We start from the raw sequence: 21858 nt of genomic DNA on the forward strand, positions 1-21858 counted from the left end.
AGCATTGGCAACATGTTAAAAAGCGCTTCTTTTTCGATGGAGATTACATGAGTAAGCAACAACCTGATCTGAATCGCAGATCTTTGCTGAAAGCTATCACTATTGGTAGTACAGCAGGCGTCGCTATTGCCGCGACAGGCATTAAGGTTGCCAACGCAACAGAGCAAAGTGCAAGCACTTCTCAAATTAAAGGCTATCAAGAAACAGCCCACATTCGCAGTTATTACGATAGCTTACGCGGCTAGTTCAGGAGAATTTTAGCGATGAAATTAACTCGCAAGTCAGATACGGCTCTTACCAATAATGCTTCTAATAAGCTTGGTATTAATCGTCGTCAGTTTATGAAACAAATGGGTGTTGCAACAGGTGGTATTGCTGCAGCGTCAATGATGGGTACAGGTATGATCCGCCGCGCTGAAGCGAAAGATGTACCTCATAATGCACCTACTGAAATCAAACGGACTATTTGTAGTGCGTGTGCGGTAGGTTGTGGTTTATACGCTGAAGTACAAAATGGTGTGTGGACTGGCCAAGAGCCAGCATTTGACCATCCGTTTAATGCCGGCGGACACTGTGCTAAAGGTGCTGCATTACGTGAGCATGGCCACGGTGAAAAACGCCTTAAGTACCCAATGAAATTAGTGGGTGGGAAGTGGAAGAAAATCTCTTGGGATCAAGCTTTTAATGAAGTTGGCGACAAGATGATGGATATCCGTAAAGAGTCAGGTCCTGATTCTGTTTACTTTATGGGTAGCGCTAAGTTTTCTAACGAAGGCTGTTACATGTATCGTAAACTTGCTGCGATGTGGGGCACCAACAATGTCGACCATTCAGCGCGTATTTGTCACTCTACCACGGTAGCCGGTGTTGCAAACACTTGGGGCTACGGTGCGCAAACTAACTCTTTTAATGATATTCAGAATGCACATGCAATCTTCTTTATCGGTGCTAACCCTGCAGAGGCGCATCCGGTTGCAATGCAACATATCTTAATCGCCAAAGAAAAAAACAACGCTAAATTAGTTGTAGTTGATCCGCGTTTCTCACGCACAGCTGCACACGCTGATTTACATTGTGGTCTTCGTCCTGGTACTGATATTCCATTTATTTACGGTATGTTATGGCATATTTTTGAAAACGGTTGGGAAGATAAGAGCTTTATTGACCAACGTGTTTTTGCTATGGACTCTATTCGCGAAGAAGTGAAGAAGTTCCCGCCTAAAGAAGTGGCACACATTACCGGCTGTAGCGAAGAAGAAGTCTACCAAGCTGCTAAAATCATGGCCGAAAATCGTCCAGGCACCGTTATCTGGTGTATGGGTGGTACTCAACATCACGTGGGTAATGCCAACACTCGTGCTTACTGTATTTTACAGCTTGCTTTAGGCAACATGGGTATTCAAGGTGGCGGTACTAACATCTTCCGTGGTCACGATAATGTGCAAGGTGCAACAGACTTGGGTCTGTTATTTGATACCTTACCAGGTTATTACGGTTTAACTTCAGGCGCTTGGGCACATTGGAGCAACGTTTGGAGCTTAGATTTAGATTGGGTTAAATCACGTTTTGACCAAAACGAATACTTAGGCCGTGTGCCGATGAATACACCTGGTATTCCTTGTTCTCGCTGGCATGACGGTGTATTAGAAACACCTGAAAAACTGGCCCAAAAAGACCGTGTTCGCATGGGATTCTTCTGGGGTCAGTCTGTTAACACTGAAACTCGTCAGTCAGATGTGCGTGATGCATTAGACAAGATGGAAACCGTCGTTGTTGTGGATCCATTCCCAACCATGGCCGGTGTAATGCATCGTCGCCAAGATGGTGTGTACTTGTTACCTGCCGCAACTCAGTTTGAAACTGAAGGCTCTGTGTCAAACTCAGGTCGTAGCCAGCAATGGCGTGAAAAAGTGATCGAGCCATTATTTGAGTCGAAAACTGACCTTGAAATCATGTACCGCTTATCGCAAAAGCTGGGCATCGATAAAGAATACACCAAGCGCATCGCCAAAAACGCTAACGATCTGTTAGTGATTGAAGACATTACCCGCGAAATTAACCGTGGTATGTGGACTATTGGTATGTCAGGCCAAAGCCCAGAGCGTCTTAAGCAACATACCCAAAACTGGGGCTTATTTAGCAATAAGACTCTTGAAGCACTTGGCGGTGAAGTGAAAGGTGAAACCTATGGTCTACCTTGGCCATGTTGGGGCACACCAGAGCAAAAACACCCTGGTACTCAAATTTTGTATAACACAAATAAACATGTATTGCAGGGCGGTGGTAACTTCCGTGCACGTTATGGTGTTGAGTACGAAGGTCAAAACTTACTTGCTGAAGGCAGTTTCTCGGTTGGTTCTGAAATTGAGGACGGTTACCCAGAGTTTACCGCAGACATGCTTAAACAGCTTGGCTGGTGGGATGATTTAACTGCAGAAGAGAAGCAACATGCAGACGGTCACAACTGGAAAACTGATATTTCAGGTGGTATTCAGCGTGTGGCAATGAAGCATGGTTGTATTCCTTACGGTAACGCTAAAGCGCGTTGTATTGTTTGGAACTTCCCTGACCAAGTACCTGTTCACCGTGAGCCGCTTTATACACCGCGTCGCGATCTTGTGGCTAAGTATCCTACTTACAATGATATGCAAGTTCACCGTTTACCGACCTTGTATAAATCAATTCAAGACCACGACAGCTCAGTTAAATATCCACTAGCACTGACTTCGGGTCGTTTAGTTGAATATGAAGGTGGTGGTGAAGAGTCTCGCTCTAATCCTTGGCTTGCTGAACTTCAACAACAAATGTTTGTTGAAATTAGCCCTGCAGATGCTGCTGATCGTGGCCTGCGTGATGGCGATACAGTATGGCTTGAAGGTGCTGAAGGTGGCCGAATTAAGATTAAAGCCATGGTTACGCCACGCGTTAAGCCGGGTGTTACCTGGATGCCATACCACTTTGCAGGTGTGATGCACGGCGAGAGTTTGGCGGCTAACTATCCAGAAGGCACAGTGCCTTACGTTATCGGTGAATCGGCTAACACTGCATTGACTTATGGTTATGACCCTGTGACTCAAATGCAGGAAACCAAAGCGTCACTTTGTCAGATTGTAAAAGCGTAATTGCAGTTAAGCTAGGAGAATTGCCAACATGGCTACAATGAAATTTTTATGTGATACCAAGCGCTGCATTGAATGTAATGGCTGTGTCACTGCATGTAAAAACGAAAACGACTCTGCTTTAGAGTGGGGTATTCAACGTCGCCGCGTGGTGACACTCAAAGACGGTGAGCCAGGTGAAGCATCAATATCTGTTGCCTGTATGCACTGTACCGATGCACCTTGTATGGCAGTATGCCCTACAGATTGCTTCTACCCTACCGAAGACGGCATAGTGCTACACAACAAAGATACCTGTATCGGTTGTGGCTACTGTTTCTATGCGTGTCCTTTTGGCGCACCTCAGTTCCCACAAAAGTCAACATTTGGCGGCCGTGGCAAAATGGACAAATGTACTTTCTGTGCTGGCGGCCCTGAAGAAGATCATTCTGAAGCAGAGCGTCTCAAATACGGTTCTAACCGTATTGCTGAAGGTAAGTTGCCAATGTGTGCTGAGTTATGTGCAACTAAATCGTTGCTTGCGGGTGATGCCGGTGTGGTATCAAATATCTACCGTGAGCGTGTTGCTTCTCGTGGTTCTAACAATGCAATTTGGGGTTAATTCTCTGTTGTTAAGTTAGTCTCCAAGTGTTGCTAGGTATTCAAGATATTGAGCACCTAGCGACTCAAAAGGATGTAACATGAAAAATATACTAATCGCGTTATCTGTGGCGCTGAGTTTACTTTTTTGTGGTTTTGCCCTGGCAAATACCGCAGAAGAGCCGAGTTCAGCCAACGAGTTAATGTGGACTCAAGTAAAAGATGGTGCTCAAGGCGTTACCACGTCTCAAGGCCAGGCTCATAACCAGCTAATTAATACCTACGACATGCGTGTGTTTCAACTACGTAGCGACTTATTAGCACCCGCCATTATGGCTGCGTTATTTGGCATGATTATCGTGTTTGTGTTGTTTATTAAAGTAAACGGCATTTCAAAATTACACGGTGGTTTTTCTGGCAAAATGGTACATCGCTGGTCAAAGTTTGATGTCAGTGTTCACTGGTTGGGTGCGATTCCTTGCTTGTTACTGATTTTAACAGGGTTAACCTTGCTAGCGGGTCGTTTCTTTTTCCAACCATACTTGGGCGAAGGCTTATGGGCTGGGTTAATTAATGCCGCTAAGTTAGTGCATGATTATATGGCCATTCCATTTATGTTCGGTTGGCTACTGATGACCGTGCTTTGGGCTAAAAATCAAATGCCAAAAATGTACGACATCAAGTGGATGCTCTATGTTGGTGGTTATATTAATTTTGGTCCATTTAAAGGTAAGCACCCTGACGCAGGGTTTGCTAACGCCGGTGAAAAACTATGGTTTTGGACGTTTGCATTATTTGGTCTAGTGATTTGTGCTTCAGGCATGTTGTTACTGTTCCCAAATATATTTGAACCAAGCCGTACTCTAAGCTTAATCGCTTTAGTGCTTCACTCGGTGAGCGCCATTATTATTACCGCGTTTTCTATCGTGCATATCTTTATGGCTACAGTTATGTCTGAAGGCGGTATGGAGTGTATGGTCTCTGGCTACTGCGACGAAAACTGGGCGACTCAACATCACAACTTGTGGTTTGATGAAATCAAAGAAAATGGCACCTTAACTTACAAAAAGTAAATTAATGGCGTGTCATCTGTTAAACACCTTATTGGGCAACTGATAAGGTGTTTTTATTTATCCCTCGAAAGAGACTTCATCATTATTGATTAAGCATGACTTAATGCATTACCTTGAGCCACTGCATATCGCACAAAGCATTAGGAAACATGTTGATGCTGTTTACGCCATGGTGTCATTGTTTATGCCTGCGCATTTAGGCTTGCTATTTTTTAATCATTTTGGCTATATTCATTTGTTAAATTTACTGACATTGTATGCGGTACCTACGGGGTATTTTTATCGTAAAAAGGGTAATGTTAATGACCATAAACGCAGCAAATTGTGTTGTATTGCGGTAGGTTATTTTTGCAGGCACATTTGCGGTTATGCTGGGTCGGTTATTACGGATAAAGAGAGGGCATTATGACTTACCAGTTTGTTGAAGGTACGGTAGAGGATATTGTCGCGGTACTTGCATTGGTCCCTGAGTTTGACAATAGCATCACGGCAACCACAATCGCCGAGCGTCTTGCGGGTAAAAGCGCGTTAATTTTAGTGGCTAAGTACGATACAGCGCCCATTGGTTTTAAAGTGGGTTACTCGCTCAATCATGATGAGTTTTACAGTTGGCTTGGCGGTGTTGTACCACTGCACCGAGAAATGAAAGTCGCCTCTCAGTTGCGCCAGTTGCAAGAGTCTTGGGCGGTTGCGCAAGGATTTAAAGCGATTAAGGTTAAGTCCATGAATCAGTTTCCCAACATGTTACATATGCTTATTGCCAGTGGTTATCATATCTGTGGTTATGACAATAATGGTGCAACAACAAACAGCAAAATTGCTTTTATAAAAAACATCACACAGACATAAAATTAATCGCTTAATGGTATGACTTCTGTGCATGTTGATATTTAATACTGCTCGGTTTTAACGTGCTCATGTAGAATGCCGTTATTGCGTTTTTCATCTTTGGGTTTTTTCTATGCAAATCAATCGTGTACTTCTTACTGCTGTCGGTAGTGTGTTGTTGGCAATGGTGACGATTCAATCTGGCGCCTCTTTAGCAAAACAACTTTTCCCTATTATTGGACCTGAAGGCACCACGGCTTTGCGTTTAGGTTTTGCTGCAGCCGTTTTGTGGTTGGTGTTCCGCCCTTGGCGGGCAATGCCTCAAGGTCGAGATTGGCAAAGCATTATTATTTATGGTTTGTGCCTGGGCGGGATGAATATCTTATTTTATCTTGCGATTGAGCGTATTCCGTTAGGCATTGCAGTTGCACTTGAGTTTACTGGCCCTTTGGCAGTCGCCTTATTTAGCTCAAAACGTAAAAGCGATTTGTTTTGGGTAGCCTGTGCCATTGCGGGCATTTTATTACTCATGCCAAGTTTGTCGAGCGCTCAAGGGCTTGATATAGCAGGGGCATTGATGGCGCTTGGAGCCGGTGCTTGTTGGGCTGGGTATATTTTATTTGGTACTCGTACAGGCAAGCAAGCATCTGGCGGCATAACAGTGGCCTTAGGTATGACGGTAGCTGCAATTATTTTAGTGCCCGTTGGTGCTGTTACCCAAGGGTTAACGTTAATTAGTTGGGAAGTCTTACCGCTTGGGTTATTGGTGGCTGTATTATCAAGTGCCTTACCCTATTCATTAGAAATGGTTGCGCTGCGTAATATGCCGACGCAAGCGTTTAGTGTACTCATGAGTTTAGAGCCTGCAATTGCGGCCCTAGCGGGGTTTGTTATTTTGAGTGAACAATTATCTTTATTACAGTGGCTCGCTATTGGTTTAGTGATTATTGCGTCAATAGGCAGTAGTTTTACGCCTAAAAAAGCGGTTGAGATGGGCGTGTAGATTTCTATGCACGAGAATGTATTTTGTATTCTTCTCCAATAAAAAATAGTCAGTGAGGGGGCTCACTGACTATGTATAACCCTTTATCGATGTAGATTTATAGTTGCTTTAATGGTTTTATTTCTGCTCTTTTCATTTCTCTTGGGATCGGCTTACCGGGTTTTCCTGGTTTGACTGGCTTTAAGTGTTTTTTACTCGAAGGAACACAGAACAACTCACGTTGACCATTGACTATCTGATCTGGTGCAAACTGGTTATTGATTTCAAGATTGTGGTTTCTCACTTTGTTTTGCTTGATTAAGTCATAACAAACCATATGACGCTTTTCGTCTCGAATTTTATACATCTTGTCGTTGTGGATTTTGATTGAAGGGTTACATAACAATACTGGCTTACCCAAAACGGCACGCGTTTTACCAAACTGATCTTCTATCATGATGGTTTCTTCACGAAGAGCATCTCCTTTCTGCACGCCATAACATTGGAAGTGTTCTCCAGGCATATGGACAGCAACTTGTGCCGAGTCAACGATATCACCACAGGCTGCGGTAAATACTGAATAGGTCTTCTTCGCTAAATTATTCGTCGACCAAGCCCAGCGGAAATTATTCGCATTCACATTACTGGCGAGAGGGAAGTTCATGGTTCCCCAAGGTGAGGTGCCTCCGGCGACAGAACCAGGCAACAAGTAAGGTGATTGCCCATTAGCTAAAGAACCTGCAATTAATGCATTAATTTGACTCGCATTAGGCCCACCAGTTTGTGCCCAACCGGACGATGGTGTCGTTGATTGGTATCCCTTAAAGTGGCCTGAACCAGTATAAATAGTATTGTCACCTTTGAATATGGCAGCCATGCCTTGTGAAACTTTACCATCCCCCCATGCAATCACACTGACAGAACAGGTTTCTAGCGATTGTGCTGAGTTGTCAATATCAAACTTGAATGATTCAATTTTTTGCCAATTACTGCCATTGGCCCCACGGTAAACGACTGTAGGTGTACTACCATTACCTGGTGAATGTACCACAATGAAATCGTTATCTGCTGTGACGTTAGCGGTTATTGGGGTTGCACAAACTATTGTTGATGCACTCATTAGACACATACTGATTAATGTTTTTTTGAATATACTCATCCTGACCTTCCTTATTCTGGTTAGTAAAATGTTGAAGCATGCTTAATGACTTAAGCTGATTCAAAACTAACAGTTAAGATAAAAAAGTCAGTAAAGTTAGAGGGTTAAAAAGGGGGCGTTTTATGTTTTACCCAAATTTACCCTACTATTTAGTGGACTATAAAAATGGAAATGCATAGCGTCTAAGTTGATGCATTCATTCTAAAAAGGATATTTTATGAAATACATATTACCCCTAGTCACTCTGCTTAGTTGTGCTAGTAGCGCATCTGCGCACCAACTTGCATTTAATGAACTCACGCCTGTCAGTGCCGCGATTAAAACCGAAATAACTTTTGAACTGAGCGAGATGGATATGATTAAACAGTATCATTACCGTGCTCAGTACTTTGATATTGAAAAATGGATGATGAGTAAACAACTCGTATTACACAATGATCATGTTGCCGCATCAGATGCGCAGTCAACGCAAACAAAGCAGCTACAACAACCTATTGTCGAGTTAGAGGAATACGGCGGGTTTCATGGTGTGATAGACCCATTCACGAAGCTACAAGACAATAATGCTAATTCACCCGATCTTAATAGCGTGACAAATCGAATCAATATTGCAGGGCTTGTGGCTGTGTCGATGTGTAATGCTTATGCTTCGATTAATATCAAAGATCAAAATAATAATCTAATGCCTAAGTTTATTGCACCTAATAGCTTTTTAGTGGGGATAAATCCTGAAACAGCACAGCAAAGTGATTACCGATTGACCGAAGGATTAACGTTTAGTTGCGTGTATAAAAATGTACTTAAACCAGTAGTAAGAGACAGTGTTCGTGAGATTAAACTACAGCAACCATTACTTAAAAAAGGTGGGTAAACCGCAAAATTAATCGATTACGTTACGCCTAAAGACTCGCTCTTGATCACTTGCATAATTCGGTCAAGATGCGAGGTTAGTAGTGTTCTATCATCGTTAGACAAATTGCACTCAGACAAGATGAAGTGACATGTTTTAACAACATTACGCCAACGTGGATTATCAGGTAATTTTTTTACGTGTAGGTATTTATCTAAAGAGCGTGTTCTTAGACGACCAGAGTCGATAGATATCGTCCAAATTTGGCTTCTGTCGGCTAATTCTACTTTATTAGTTTTAGTGCTCTTTTCCCAAATATTAATGCAATCAAGCATGGTCGTGACCAGTAATTCTGCAAACGAGGCTGTTAATTCGCTTGGTGATTGTGGTGAGGTGTCAGGTTGTTGTTCGCTCTCTTCATGCTCTGTTGTGTCGTCATTTGACAATAAAAATAACTGCTGCTTATGTGACTCAATAATGGTCATTAAATGCTGCTGAGCTTTACGCTTTCGATAAATATAAAAACTCACTACAAAACCGACAAGTAAACTAATACTGGTGATACTCAAAATTAAGTTAAGCAATTTATCAATTTCTTGGCTTTTTTGTTGGTTGATGATTTGCTCTTCTGCTAATGCTCGTTGCACGCGTTCATTTTCAATATCACTTTGTATTACTTTAATGTTTTCGCTGTATTTTTTTTCAAGCAAAGCCTCATGTAATACCTGATATCGCTTTAAATACACTAAGGACTCATAAGGACGCCCATTGTCATAATAGAGCTCACTTGCATATTGATAGATACTCATTTTTTGTAATGAGTCTTGCTTGGTGTCGCTATAATCCATGGCGTTTTCAATGAATGTGATTGCTTGTGTGGCATTTTTTTGGTGATTGGCTATTTGCGCTTTTAAATAGTAAATCACATCATGAAATGAGTGATCTTGACGAGGTAAATATTCAGATAAACTCTCTGCAACTGCTTGAGCGGGTACAAATTCACTAGCATTGATATGGATTGTGGCCAAATTGATTAAAGCCGAAAGTTTGTCGTTACCCGTTAAATTGTCGTTATAGGCCGATATTACCTTATCGCTATAAAAGTGTTTTTTATTGAACTCATTGTTTATATTATATATTTCAGCAAGATTACCGTAGAGGTGCGACATGTAACTAATGGCATTTACGTCTGCATTGCCACTTGTGTGACGTAAATAATGCTCGAGCGACAGTTCAAAGTAGCGTTGAGACTCGGTATATTTTTCGAGCTTTTTATAGATAAGGCCCAGATTACTCAAAGTTATTGCGGTATAAAAATCATTCCCCAAAGCTTCTTTAATAGCCAAACTTTTTTGATAGTAGTTTAAGGCTTTTGCATAGTGGTTTAAATACTGCTCCGTTAACGCTAAGTCGTTGTAGCTTTTGGCTAACCAAAGGTCAGATTGTGCTGTTTGCGCGATATTTAATGCATTTTCAAATAGACTTTTTGCTTCAACATAGTCTTTTTTGTAGAGTTTTTCTGCTGCACTTTTGCGAAACCAAAGGTATTTGATTTCGTCATTCTGTTTAAATCCGGTGCTATTTTTTACAGCGATGAGTTGTTGTTCAGCGGCCGCAGCATTGTCTAACTCAAGGTAAAGATCGTATAACGTTAATTGTAATTTAGCGGCTGTAATAGGGTAATTTTCTTTATCTAATGCAGTGAGTTGTTGGCTACAAAAACTGAGGCTAGCTTTGGGAGAGACTTGTTTTATACGAGTGTTACATTGTTCAAGTATAACGTTAGTTTCACTATTTATGTCTTCCGTTACCCCAATGTCTGCTACGGCACTAAGGCAGTAAATACACAGTAAAAACATAGATAAAGAAGTTGTAGAAAATCCCTTCACGTTGTCACCAATTCAATACCTGATTTTTGGGGGCTGTTATACAGCGATATCCATTTAACATATTAACAACATAAACAGATAGTGAATGTAAATACAAGTAATCGTCGTGATTGATTGTCTGAGTCGCAAACTATGATGACATAGACACAATGGGTGCGGGTTGAGTTTAGTTATCGTATAGCTAAGCATTCGCGGGCTGATTTTTTGGCGATTAATCTTTATACTGCTCGCCTGTTTGGCTGGGTAGAAAGTAAAAATGAAAAGTTGGATATTGTTAAGTGTGGCGATTTTAACCGAAGTTGTGGCGACATCTGCGCTTAAAGCCAGTGATGGATTTACTAAAGTTACGCCTTCAATAGTGGTTATTGTTGGGTATGTGTTGTCTTTTTACTTTCTTTCTCTAGCATTAAAAGGGATCCCGGTAGGTGTCGCTTATGCCACATGGGCAGGCCTTGGGATTGTGCTTATTACCTTAATAGCTTGGGTGATGTACGGTCAAAAATTAGATTTAGGTGCACTGGTGGGCATGGGGTTTATTTTGATTGGTGTGGTGATAATGAATTTATTTTCGAATGTGACGCCGCATTAGCGTAGAAGGACAGGTAACGAAAAAGGGCTTAACAATGCACGTGACTGTTAAGCCCTTTTTCGTTTCGAGCAACTCGAAGCGACCCTAATGTCGCTTCGATTAAATGCTGACTACCATGCCATATCTAAAATTTTACGGCTGGTGGCTAAATCAACTTTGCCACTTTCAGATAATGCTGTCATGCCATGGGCTTCTAACGCGTCAACAACTTGAGATAGTTGCTCTTGCGTTACACCATGGTCACGTAAACGCACAGGTAAACCCACTTGCTTGAAGAAAGCTTCGGTTTTGTCGATAGCCTGATCTACACGGCTTGCTTCGTCACCTTCTGTAATATCCCACACGCGTGCAGCATATTGTACGAGTTTGGCGTGTTTTTGCTCTTTCAGCACACGCCATAATGATGGCAAGATCACAGCGAGCGTTTGTGCATGGTCAATATCAAATAGGGCAGTTAGTTCGTGGCCAATCATATGAGTCGACCAATCTAACGGTACGCCTGTTCCTATCATGCCGTTTAGGGCAGATGTGGCACTCCACATTAAGTTTGCACGAGCATCATAGTTAGTTGGCTCTGCAACTGTGATTGGGCCAACTTCAATTAAGGTACGTAAAATACCTTCTGCCATGCGGTCTTGTACGCGGGCATCAACTGGGTAAGTGGCATATTGCTCAAGCACATGCACAAATGCATCAACCACACCGTTAGCAACCTGAATTTTTGGCAAGCTGAAGGTTAATTCAGGATCTAGCATGGCAAATGTAGGGTAAGCACATGGGTGGTTTACTGGGAATTTACCACCTTGATAACTTACAACGGCAAAGGCGTTCATTTCAGAACCGGTAGCGGGCAGGGTAGCAATCACGCCGAGTGGAATCACTTTATCATCAGCCACTGGCACTGGGGTAAATCCATGTTGTAGTAAGCTTGCTGTATCGCCGTCAAACTGAGTGGCAAGGGCGATAAATTTGGTGCCGTCCATAACTGAACCGCCACCCACAGCTAACAAGAAGTCGATTTTTTCATTACGTGCCACTTCTACAACTTTTAGCAGAGTGTCATATTTTGGGTTGGCTTCAATACCACCAAATTCAAATACAGTGCGGTTACCTAAAGTGGCTTTGACTTTATCAAGCGTACCAAAACGTTGCACGCTGCCGCCGCCATAAGTGATTAATACTCTGGCATTGGCTGGTATAAGTTGATCTAACTCTGCAATACGGTCTTTACCGAAAACAACATGAGTAGGGTTACGATAATTAAAGTTAAGCATAATAGGCGCCTTTTGGTTTAGCGATAAAACAATAAATACGTTGCTGTTTACCGATACTCTTAAACATCAGGTTGTAAAAGTGACGTAAACAACAGCCAGAAATCATGTGTCTATAATAATCTCTTGAGTAAAAATAAACATACACAGAACTATTGCGTTCATGCTCATTCCTACTTTTTTTTGTTTAAATAAGACGTTTATTTGCTAAATATAATGCCTTTTACTACTTTTTTGGTAATATCTATCGTAACTCGGCAATGGTGCTGTTAATTTTATTAAGGTGGTTTTATGAATGAGATAGCAACATTAATGGCACAGCTTGCACCACAAGAAGGAGTTAATAATACTCATTTGGCTGGGGTACGTGTGTTTCGTGGCTCACAATATGCTTCTCGGGGGCCATTATGCTATTCCCAGGGGGTGTTGATTGTGGGTCAGGGCAAAAAGCGTGTCTATATTGAGGATAAAACCTTTGACTACGACCGTCAGCATTCTTTAGTAATGACGGTACCGCTCCCGGTTGAATGTGAAACTTTTGCCAGTATTGAAGAACCGGTGTTAGTGTTGATGGTGGATATTAACTTAGTGCAGTTAAATTACATCGTTAAGTTAATGGACGAACATCATCAAATTCCAAAAGATTTAAATGAGTCGCGCCAAAGTGGTTTTTTTATTGCCGACAGCACTGAAGACATGGATTGCAGTGTTATCCGCTTATTGCAGGCTTTGCAGTCGCCGTTAGAGGCTAAAGTGATGGGCGAGGCGTTAGTGCTCGAACTGCTATATCGCTTATTAGATGCGCCAAATTCCGCGCCGCTGTTTGCTTTGTCGTTAAGCCACACTCGTTTGTCTCGGGTTGAAAAAGCCTTGAGTTATATCCATAAGCATTATGGTGAGTCGGTTGAGGTGGATACGCTAGCGAGCTTAGTGAACATGAGCCCGTCGGCATTTCATCGTTGTTTTAAAGAGGTTACCACGTCTTCGCCTATTCAATATTTAAAGAAAATTCGCTTAAATAAAGCCAGAGAGTTATTGCAATTACAACGGCTGAAAGTGAAAGAGGTATCTACCCAGGTGGGCTATGAAAGCACCGCACAATTTAGCCGTGAATTTAAACGCTACTTTGATCAAAGCCCAGGTGAGTTTGCTCGGTTATAATACGCATTTTCGTTGGGGTATTTCATTGATTAAGGGTTTAATATGTCAGCAATTGCACCCACAAAAATAACGTTTTTTGAGTTTTTAACGCCACTCGTAGCGTCGGGGCAAAAGACGATTACCATCCGTGATTTCAGCGAAAGTCATTACCAACCTGGCACTCAAGTTGAGGTCTACACTCTTGAAAGCCATACTAAGGTTTGTGACATTGTTATTTTGGCCGTTGAGCCATTAGCCTTTGACGACATCAATGAATTTCATGCCGACCAAGAAAGCTTACCTTTAGACGAACTTAAACACCTTATCCAACAGGTTTACCCTGACCAACAACGTCTATTTATGATCTCTTTTGCGCTTGTTGAGACGCAAGTAAGTTCGAATTAATTGTCTATCAATCAGTGATCTCAAGTGTCATACCTCGTTTTAGACACGCTTCACTACAGCAGTGTCTAAAACATGATCTGCTTAACAAATGATCTCTTCTAACCATGTTAGTTTGCATATCTATTAGTTACTTCACATTTTAGCTACCGCTAAAGTGATACTTTTGCTTTCTGCGTGTGACGTATTTGTATATCTAACATTTTACTGTCAATGGTTTTGCTCTTAGGGCTTCATTCAATTAGGATTTTCTATGTCTTCAATCATTCAATCAGCCGGCCAAGAGTTGATTAAACCTTACCAAGCCAATATTACTGTGCCTAACTGGATGATAAGTTCAATGGAGCGGGTGATGCAGTATTATGTCGATAAAAATCTGCGTCTTGACACCATTTCAACAGACCGTATGCCTAAGCCTGTTGAAGGCAAAAAGTATATGTTGTACGCCCACATTCCTTTTTGTCATACCTTGTGCTCTTTTTGTACTTTTCACCGCTTTTTATTCCGTGAAGACAAAGCGCGTGAGTACTTTATTGCGCTACGCAAAGAAATGCAGATGGCGAAAGATTTAGGCTATGAATTTGAGTCTATGTACATTGGCGGTGGCACCACCACGGTTTTAGAAGATGAACTCGCTCGCACTATTGAACACGCAAAGACATTATTCCCGGGTATTAAAGAAGTGTCTTGTGAGTCTGATCCACAACATTTAGGCAGCCCTGAATTTAAACAGTTAAAAGGCCTAGTCGACAGAATGTCGATTGGGGTGCAAAGCTTTGATGACGGCATTTTAAAAATGACCGACCGTTTAGATAAGTTTGGATCTGGGCAAGAAACCTTTGATCGCATTATGGCGGCAAAAGAATTATTTCCAATTATCAACGTTGATTTAATCTTTGGTTTTAAAGGTCAAACTGACGAGATTATCCAGTCTGATCTCGATATGGCATCTAAGCTAGACCCGCGCCAAATTACCACTTATCCATTAATGATTACTCACCAAACACGTAAAAGTGTCAAAGGCGAACTCGCAGCGCCTCATGGTGAAATGGTTAACCAGTATCGTCAAATCTTGAATAGTTTAACAGGTCAGTATAACCAGCTTTCAGCTTGGGCCTTTGGTAAAACCGATAATGAGGGTTTTGATGAGTACGTGATTGATTATGATGAGTACCTTGGTGTGGGTTCAGGCTCATTCAGTTTTTTAAATGATACTTTGTATGTGAATACCTTTTCACTGAAAAAATACCAACAACGTATTGCACAAGGCCGCATGGCCGTTGAACAACAGAAAAAATACCAATTAAAAGAAGTGATGCAATATCGTTTCTTACTGGGTATGTTCTCTGGGCGTTTATCGCGTAAATATTTCCGCGATAACTTTAATGTCAATTTAGACACCGCATTATTTAAAGAAATGGCCTCAATGAAAGCCATGGGCGCGCTAAAAAATGATCCGGTTAATCCTGACGAATTAATTGTGACCGACAACGGTAAAATGTTGGGCTTATTGATGATGAAAGAGTTTTACTCTGGTATGGACAATGTGCGTGCGCAGTTGCGTCAACCGCTTGCTGAGGCAGACATGTAATTTATGTCGATAACCGTGTGATCTACGCCGATTTTGTTATACTCAACACTCTTTTGTCGGGGTTTTTCTAGGTATCGCTATGGCCAATATTTTACTGCTCGCTAATATCAATTGTGACCGTATTTTACGGTTAGATAAACCATTACAAACTGGCGGGCGGTTTCATTATCAGGACGGAGGCTTACGTTTAGGCGGTGGCGGTGCCAATACTGGCTTAGGTTTGGTGTGGGCAAAACACAATGTGTCGCTAGTCAGCGAAGTGGGCAGTGACGACATTGGCGATTGGATTTTAGCGAAAGCGAGTACCCTTGGATTAGATTGCCGTTTAGTTCATCGTTTTAGCGGTAACACCTGTGAGATGTTGCTGGTGATGACGCCAGACGGCGAACGCACCATTATTAGACCACAACGGCCGATATTCGAGTTATCTCACGCTCCCAATTGGCAACAATGGGACGCGTTTTATATCAATTCATCTGCAAATGGTGCCGACATATGGGCCCAAGATGCTATTGACAGTAATCCTCATTGCAAAGTGATTGCGCAACTGGCTAAAGATCAGCGCAAGCGTCCTTGCCATGTGTTGATTGCCTCGATTACCGATATGCAGGGGCGTTGTAATCAAGCGCCGTGGCAGTTTGCTCAATCTATTGCTGGCGATGCGCTACAGTATTTTATTGTTACCGATGGTGATAAAGGCGCAATAGCCTACAGTGTTGAAGGCGAACAGCATGTTCCCGCTGTGATGGCTGAGGTTGTTGATACCACTGGCGCAGGCGATGCGTATGCTGCGGGTGTTATCCATGGTTTATGCCAAAATATGCCCATTTTTGATGCAATGCATCAAGGGGCGTTATGGGCTTCATTTGCCGTTGCAACCCCAAGCTCTATACCTGGTGAAGCGCTTAAAAAGCACCTGACAGCAAGTTAATGAAAATCTTTGCCGTTGTCATTTTTATGTCATGGTTGATCATTACTATGTGCCGGTCTAATCAACTTATACTCGATAGCAAAGCGTAAATACGTCTATGTATTGGGTATTTTCGGTATTAACTCCCTATTTTTGTTGCCTTACTATTTACGAGTAAGGCTTTTTTTTACCTGAAATTTGGGTATATTGACTCTACAGGATCTGTGGGGAAGGCTGGATGAATAAAAAGTGGGTTAACCGTATTTCGGGTTTGTATTTAGGTGACCAGGTGCAAATGCACAATGGTGTTGCCAGTGGTATTAACCAAAAACATGCCGCAACACAACTGACTGTGCAGTTTGATCGCGTGGTGGGCAATAGTGAGGCCGATCCTAAGCATCATGGCGGCTTAGATCGAGTATTGCATCATTTTCCCCGCGAGCATTATGGCCAATATCGCCGCTGGGACTTAATGTCTAATTTTAAAGATGCGCCATCGATGGGTGAAAACATTAGTACTGTCGGTGTAAATGAGTCCCTCGTCAATATTGGTGATATTGTTCAAATTGGCGATGTCACTTTGCAAGTTACCCAACCACGCTCACCTTGTTTTAAACTCAATGTACAATTTGAACAGCCTAAATTTGCCCTCGCTATGCAAGAGAGCCGCATGTGTGGTTGGTTTTATCGAGTGTTGTCTGAAGGGGTTATTCGCCCAAGCGATAGTATTTGTTTAATCGAGCGTAAATCTGACATTAGTATTGCTAAGGCGATGCAAATTTACTTTTTACCTGAGTTTGATGCCGAGCAGTATCAAACTTTACTTGCTTGTGAAGGCTTAGCACAAAGCTGGGTAGAATCACTGCAACGCCGCTTAGCACAACAAAGTATTGAAGACTGGGCAATGCGTTTGTATGGTAAAGCCAGTTAAAAATACTGTTAGACAATAACGTATACTAAATAACAGCATGATAAGGAAAATCGAATGTCTGAACCGACAGGTGAAGTAAGTAAACAAGCAAAAGACATGGGCTTATTGATCCACGCCGCAAGCTTTGCGGGCTATGTGTTTCCATTTGGTAGCGTATTAGGTCCGTTGATTGTGTGGCTGATGAAGCGTGACGAGTTTGAGTTTGCTAATCAGTGTGGTAAAAATTGCCTTAACTTCAAATTGAGTTTAATGATTTATGCGATGATTTCGGCTGTTTTGATTTTGGTGGGCGTTGGCGTATTACTGCTAGCAGCGTTAGCATTATTAGATATTATTTGTACTATTATCGCGATAGTCAAAGCCAACGACGGCATTGCCTATCATTATCCACTGTCGATTAAGTTTTTGAAATAATACCTTAAGGTGCTAAAAATAATGCCACTCAATGAGTGGCATTATTATATTTACGAGCTGTAGAGTATTTGCTGGTTGCAAACACTCAAATGGAATTACACCTTAAAGCGAGCCACCAACACATCTAATCGACTAGCAAGCTGGTTCAAGGCTTTACTTGCTTCAGCTGCCGCTTGTGCTGTGTCTGAGGTACGTTGAGTAATATCATTAATCTCAGTCACATTACGGTTAATATCTTCAACCACAGTTGATTGTTCTTCTGTTGCAGCCGCGACTTGGATGTTCATATCGCTAATTTGAGCAATACGCTCACTTATGCCACTGAGCGACTGGCTGGCTTCATCAACTGCAGTAACCCCTTCTTTTGAGCGACTGCTCGATTGTGCCATAGCATTTACAGCTCGACTGGCTTCTGATTGCAGCTTATCAATCATGGTTTGTACTTCGTTAGTCGATGCAGCAGTACGTGAAGCAAGGTTACGTACCTCGTCAGCTACAACGGCAAAACCACGGCCGGCTTCTCCGGCGCGGGCCGCTTCAATGGCAGCGTTGAGTGCCAGTAAGTTGGTTTGCTCTGAAATCGCACGGATTACATCTAAAATACTGCCAATTGACTTAGTATGGGTCGCAAGTGATTCAATCACTTCGCCTACCTGTGCCACATCGATTGAAAGTTGATTAATGGTTGAGCGAGCGCGTGTTACCACTTTCTGGCCATCGACGGATTCTGTATCTGCATCACGAGCTGTCACGGCAGCTTGTGCGGCATTTGCTGCAATTTCATTTACCGTGGCGCCCATTTCGTTAATAGCAGCGACAACCATCATGGTGCGATCTTTTTGCAGATGACTGTCATCTAGAGTTTGGTGTGCCTGATTAGACACATCCACTGCAGATAGACCAAGTTGTTGGCTAGTATCTGCAACTTCAACAACAGTTTCTTGAATTTTGCTAATAAAACTATTGAACCCGCGAGCTAATTGGGCGATTTCATCTTCGCCATTGACTGGCAGCCGTTGGCGTAAATCGCCTTCGCCTTCACCGATGTTTCTGAACATTTCAGCAACTTGTGCGATCGGACGGCTTACTGAGCCTGCAACCGAAATGGCAATCACAATGAATACTGCAGCAATTAACACTGTCCATAATAGGATTTGATAAGCCGATTCTTCAAGTAAGGCAAACACTTCAGCTTCAGGCACTTGCGCAACTAAATACCAATCCATAGACTTAATGTAGCTGCTGGCGATTAACATATGTTGGCCATTTACATCAGCTTTGATTAAGTTGAAGTCATTTTTATTGAGTAAGTTGTTAGTGTTGGCGTTAGGGTATAAATTACTTAAAGTCGCTTTACCTATTTGGCTGGTGTCTTGGTGTAGTTTTACGTCACCTTTCGTGTCAACTAAATATATAAAACCGCTGTCTTCAATTTTAAATGAAGCTAGTAAGCTCACCATATCATCTAAAGATTTAGCGAGACCGACCAAGCCTCTACCGTCAGGTTGTTGATAATTAATGTAAAGTTTAACATCGCCGTTACTTGGCTCTGTAAATACATTTAGCATCCGTTCTTGTTTGCTATCGCGATAATCAAAAAACCAAGCATCTTGTTGTTGGTTTAATATACGCAAAAAACCATCTTGATTATAATAGGCTGCCGTTTCGCGGTCGGCGTAGGATGCTTGTGCTAAATCATATTGATTTTTTACACTATTAAGTTCAGCGATAACAATTTCTTCTTGGTCTGCAGGTCGACCATTTTCAAGCCATTCAAGCAACATTTTACTTTTTGCTAGCTGTTCACCAGCATTCATAACTGTGCTGATTTGAAGATCGACTTCATTGCGAATTTGCATCAACAAGCTGGGCATTTCAGAGTTAAGCATACGTTGCTCAACCACTTGTTTCGCACTTCGCTGGCTCAGCAACCCAACTAACATGGTTGATAGCAGCACAGCAAAAGTAACGGTGAGTAGGATTTTTTGCTTAATGGTAAGGGTGTTAAATGTATTCATCTACAACGGCCTCTAAAAGTGTCTCTTTGTTATATCGGACACAATGGCAATAAATTGATAAAAATTTTGTATTTACTCATAAAGTACAAAACGGCTGATGGTGTAGGTCTTTGTGATGTTATGTGGTTAATGATAGTCGAAAAAATAAAAAAAAAGCACCTATTTTTAAGTGCATTTTTTTGACAGTAGCCAATAAATTAACGATGGGTGAACAACGAGTTAATGGCAAATAAACATAACTTGTCGTTTACATGTTTGGATAGTTTGGTCCGCCGCCGCCCTCAGGGGTTACCCAGGTAATATTCTGGCTTGGATCTTTAATGTCACAGGTTTTACAGTGAATACAATTTTGGGCATTAATGACAAACTTTTTTTCACCCTCATCTTCTACGACTTCATATACGCCAGCAGGACAATAACGTTGCGCAGGCTCGTCAAATTTGACTAAATTGACTGAAATCGGAATGCTTTGGTCTTTTAAATGTAAATGACAGCGTTGACCTTCCTCGTGATAGGTGTTCGACAAATACACTGAAGATAACTTGTCAAAACTGAGTTTTCCGTCTGGCTTTGGATAGTCAATCTTACTGTACTCGCTAGCTAAACCCATTGAGGCATAATCTGGTGTGGTATCGCGGAACGTTACCGGGAACTTACCACCAAACCAGTTTTGGTCTACGTAGTTAAATGCGCCACCCATTAAGGTGCCAAATTTATGCAACGCAGGGCCAAAGTTACGCGACTGATGTAGCTCTTCATGCAGCCAGCTTTCTTCAAAACGTTGCTGGAAACAGTCAAGGTCTTTACCGCCCTCTAACCCGGCAATTAGCCCTTCACCTAAGGTTGTCGCTGCAATAATTCCGCTCTTAATCGCAGTATGGGTGCCTTTAATTTTGGCAAAGTTAAGGGTGCCTGCATTACAACCGATAATTAATCCACCCGGAAAGCTCATCTTAGGCAGTGAGTTTAAACCGCCTTTAGCAATGGCTCTGGCACCGTAAGTTAGGCGTTCACCTCCGGTTAGTGTTTGAGCAATAACCGGATGCGTTTTATAACGCTGAAACTCGTCAAACGGGCTTAAATGCGGGTTTTTATAGTTTAAGTCGATAATTAATCCCACAGCGACTTGATTGTCTTCCATGTGATATAAAAATCCGCCGCCAGATGAGCCATTGACTAACGGCCAACCGCCAGTGTGAACCACTTTACCTTGCTGGTGTTGCTCAGCAGGGATTTTCCAAATCTCTTTAAACCCTAAACCATAATGTTGTGGGGTTTTGCCATTATCTAAATGGTATTTCTGAATAAGCTGCTTACCGAGGTGGCCTCGGCAGCCTTCAGAGAACACGGTATATTTAGCGTGTAACTCCATGCCTGGCATGTAGCTGTCTTTAGGCTGGCCATTTTCATCGACGCCCATATCGCCAATCAAAATGCCTTTGACGCTGTTGTCGTCATTAAACAGCAGTTCACTTGCAGCAAAGCCCGGAAAAATTTCGACACCCATGGCTTCGGCGCGATTAGCTAACCAACGAGCAAGGTTGCCCACACTAATAATGTAGTTGCCTTCATTGTGCATGGTTTTAGGCACTAAACTGTTGGGCATTAAGCGTGATTTTGACTCAGAGTTGAGTAAATAAATTTCGTCGTGACTGACTTTGGTGTTGAGGGGAATATCAGAGTCGCGCCAATCATTGAATAGCTCGTCCAGTACATCGGGCTCAAATACCGCGCCAGATAAAATGTGGGCGCCCACTTCAGAGCCTTTTTCTACCACACATACCGTGATTTCTTTATCGGCATCTTTTGATATCTGCATTAAACGACAAGCCGTTGCTAAACCTGCTGGGCCTGCACCGACTATTACAACGTCGAACTCCATTGACTCGCGTTCCATGTTCTCACCTTTCAAAGTTTCCCGTTAGCGTGCGGGTTTATTGTTTTTTTATCACGATAGTTAAACGATCGTTTATCCTTTTACTCACCTTACCGCAAAATTTGCTTTTGTCACAGGGGCAAACACAATCTTATCAGCGTGAGTCGAGTCACAAATAGTTAACGATTTAGTCATTTTGAATAAGATATTCGTCTAAAGGGGTATTTGTAAACCCGC

20 protein-coding genes are annotated in these 21858 nt (G+C 42.2%); 15 read left to right on the plus strand and 5 right to left on the minus strand.

Features of this window, described 5'->3' with window-relative positions; genetic code table 11:
• Positions 1–47 precede the first annotated feature (47 nt).
• The 7 genes from IEY42_RS07850 (at position 48) to IEY42_RS07880 (ending at position 6602) form a co-directional block, all read left to right on the plus strand.
• Entirely contained in the window at positions 48–245 is a 198-nt protein-coding gene (locus IEY42_RS07850; protein WP_188924745.1) for a formate dehydrogenase, read from the plus strand.
• A gap of 18 nt (positions 246–263) precedes the next feature.
• Positions 264–3122 (plus strand): formate dehydrogenase subunit alpha, encoded by a 2859-nt coding sequence (locus tag IEY42_RS07855; protein WP_188924746.1) that lies wholly within the window; start codon positions 264–266, stop codon positions 3120–3122.
• A gap of 28 nt (positions 3123–3150) precedes the next feature.
• Positions 3151–3720 carry a formate dehydrogenase FDH3 subunit beta gene (gene fdh3B / locus IEY42_RS07860; protein WP_188924747.1) on the plus strand — a complete coding sequence of 190 codons (570 nt, stop codon included), beginning with the start codon at positions 3151–3153 and terminating at the stop codon, positions 3718–3720.
• 79 nt (positions 3721–3799) lie between these two features.
• Positions 3800–4771 (plus strand): formate dehydrogenase subunit gamma, encoded by a 972-nt coding sequence (locus IEY42_RS07865; protein WP_188919384.1) that lies wholly within the window; start codon positions 3800–3802, stop codon positions 4769–4771.
• A gap of 103 nt (positions 4772–4874) precedes the next feature.
• Complete coding sequence (locus IEY42_RS07870; protein WP_188924748.1) at positions 4875–5180, plus strand: DUF2306 domain-containing protein; 306 nt, start codon at positions 4875–4877, stop codon at positions 5178–5180.
• Positions 5177–5620, plus strand: coding sequence for a GNAT family N-acetyltransferase (locus IEY42_RS07875; RefSeq protein WP_188924749.1), 444 nt, complete (start codon positions 5177–5179; stop codon positions 5618–5620). The genes IEY42_RS07870 and IEY42_RS07875 overlap by 4 nt, the downstream gene beginning before the upstream one ends.
• Positions 5621–5732: 112 nt before the next feature.
• Positions 5733–6602, plus strand: a complete 870-nt coding sequence (locus IEY42_RS07880) for an EamA family transporter (protein ID WP_188924750.1) — start codon at positions 5733–5735, stop codon at positions 6600–6602.
• Between the two features lie 97 nt (positions 6603–6699).
• Here IEY42_RS07880 and IEY42_RS07885 read toward each other — a convergent pair whose 3' ends face one another.
• The gene (locus tag IEY42_RS07885) at positions 6700–7740 is read right to left on the minus strand and encodes a DUF7450 family protein (protein WP_188924751.1); all 1041 of its coding nucleotides are present in this window, start codon (positions 7738–7740) and stop codon (positions 6700–6702) included.
• A gap of 217 nt (positions 7741–7957) precedes the next feature.
• Between IEY42_RS07885 and IEY42_RS07890 the strand changes: the two genes are divergently transcribed.
• Entirely contained in the window at positions 7958–8611 is a 654-nt protein-coding gene (locus IEY42_RS07890) for a hypothetical protein (RefSeq protein WP_188924752.1), read from the plus strand.
• Between the two features lie 17 nt (positions 8612–8628).
• Here IEY42_RS07890 and IEY42_RS07895 read toward each other — a convergent pair whose 3' ends face one another.
• Entirely contained in the window at positions 8629–10479 is a 1851-nt protein-coding gene (locus IEY42_RS07895; RefSeq protein ID WP_188924753.1) for a tetratricopeptide repeat protein, read from the minus strand.
• 256 nt (positions 10480–10735) lie between these two features.
• Here IEY42_RS07895 and IEY42_RS07900 point away from each other — a divergent pair, with 256 nt between their 5' ends.
• The gene (locus tag IEY42_RS07900) at positions 10736–11068 is read left to right on the plus strand and encodes a DMT family transporter (RefSeq protein ID WP_160055443.1); all 333 of its coding nucleotides are present in this window, start codon (positions 10736–10738) and stop codon (positions 11066–11068) included.
• Between the two features lie 110 nt (positions 11069–11178).
• On the opposite strand, the gene IEY42_RS07905 is transcribed toward IEY42_RS07900, so the two are convergent.
• Positions 11179–12342, minus strand: a complete 1164-nt coding sequence (locus tag IEY42_RS07905; RefSeq protein WP_188924754.1) for an iron-containing alcohol dehydrogenase — start codon at positions 12340–12342, stop codon at positions 11179–11181.
• Between the two features lie 288 nt (positions 12343–12630).
• Between IEY42_RS07905 and IEY42_RS07910 the strand changes: the two genes are divergently transcribed.
• The 6 genes from IEY42_RS07910 to IEY42_RS07935 all read left to right on the plus strand — a co-directional run bounded on the left by IEY42_RS07910 (position 12631) and on the right by IEY42_RS07935 (position 17727).
• A complete protein-coding gene (locus IEY42_RS07910; RefSeq protein ID WP_188924755.1) occupies positions 12631–13500 on the plus strand; it encodes an AraC family transcriptional regulator in 870 nt (289 codons plus the stop codon).
• Positions 13501–13542: 42 nt separating this feature from the next.
• Complete coding sequence (gene yqfB, locus IEY42_RS07915) at positions 13543–13884, plus strand: N(4)-acetylcytidine aminohydrolase (protein ID WP_188924756.1); 342 nt, start codon at positions 13543–13545, stop codon at positions 13882–13884.
• Positions 13885–14134: 250 nt separating this feature from the next.
• Positions 14135–15472, plus strand: a complete 1338-nt coding sequence (locus IEY42_RS07920) for a coproporphyrinogen III oxidase family protein (RefSeq protein WP_188924757.1) — start codon at positions 14135–14137, stop codon at positions 15470–15472.
• Between the two features lie 79 nt (positions 15473–15551).
• The gene (locus IEY42_RS07925) at positions 15552–16403 is read left to right on the plus strand and encodes a PfkB family carbohydrate kinase (RefSeq protein ID WP_188924758.1); all 852 of its coding nucleotides are present in this window, start codon (positions 15552–15554) and stop codon (positions 16401–16403) included.
• A gap of 217 nt (positions 16404–16620) precedes the next feature.
• Entirely contained in the window at positions 16621–17313 is a 693-nt protein-coding gene (locus tag IEY42_RS07930) for an MOSC domain-containing protein (RefSeq protein ID WP_188924759.1), read from the plus strand.
• Positions 17314–17367: 54 nt separating this feature from the next.
• Positions 17368–17727 (plus strand): DUF4870 domain-containing protein, encoded by a 360-nt coding sequence (locus tag IEY42_RS07935; protein WP_188924760.1) that lies wholly within the window; start codon positions 17368–17370, stop codon positions 17725–17727.
• Between the two features lie 95 nt (positions 17728–17822).
• Here the strand turns inward: IEY42_RS07935 and IEY42_RS07940 are convergent, their stop codons facing one another.
• Entirely contained in the window at positions 17823–19745 is a 1923-nt protein-coding gene (locus IEY42_RS07940) for a methyl-accepting chemotaxis protein (RefSeq protein ID WP_188924761.1), read from the minus strand.
• 247 nt (positions 19746–19992) lie between these two features.
• Entirely contained in the window at positions 19993–21642 is a 1650-nt protein-coding gene (locus tag IEY42_RS07945; RefSeq protein ID WP_188924762.1) for an electron transfer flavoprotein-ubiquinone oxidoreductase, read from the minus strand.
• Positions 21643–21858 lie beyond the last annotated feature (216 nt).

It is taken from the genome of Shewanella algicola, assembly GCF_014648035.1.
Classification (GTDB): domain Bacteria; phylum Pseudomonadota; class Gammaproteobacteria; order Enterobacterales; family Shewanellaceae; genus Shewanella; species Shewanella algicola.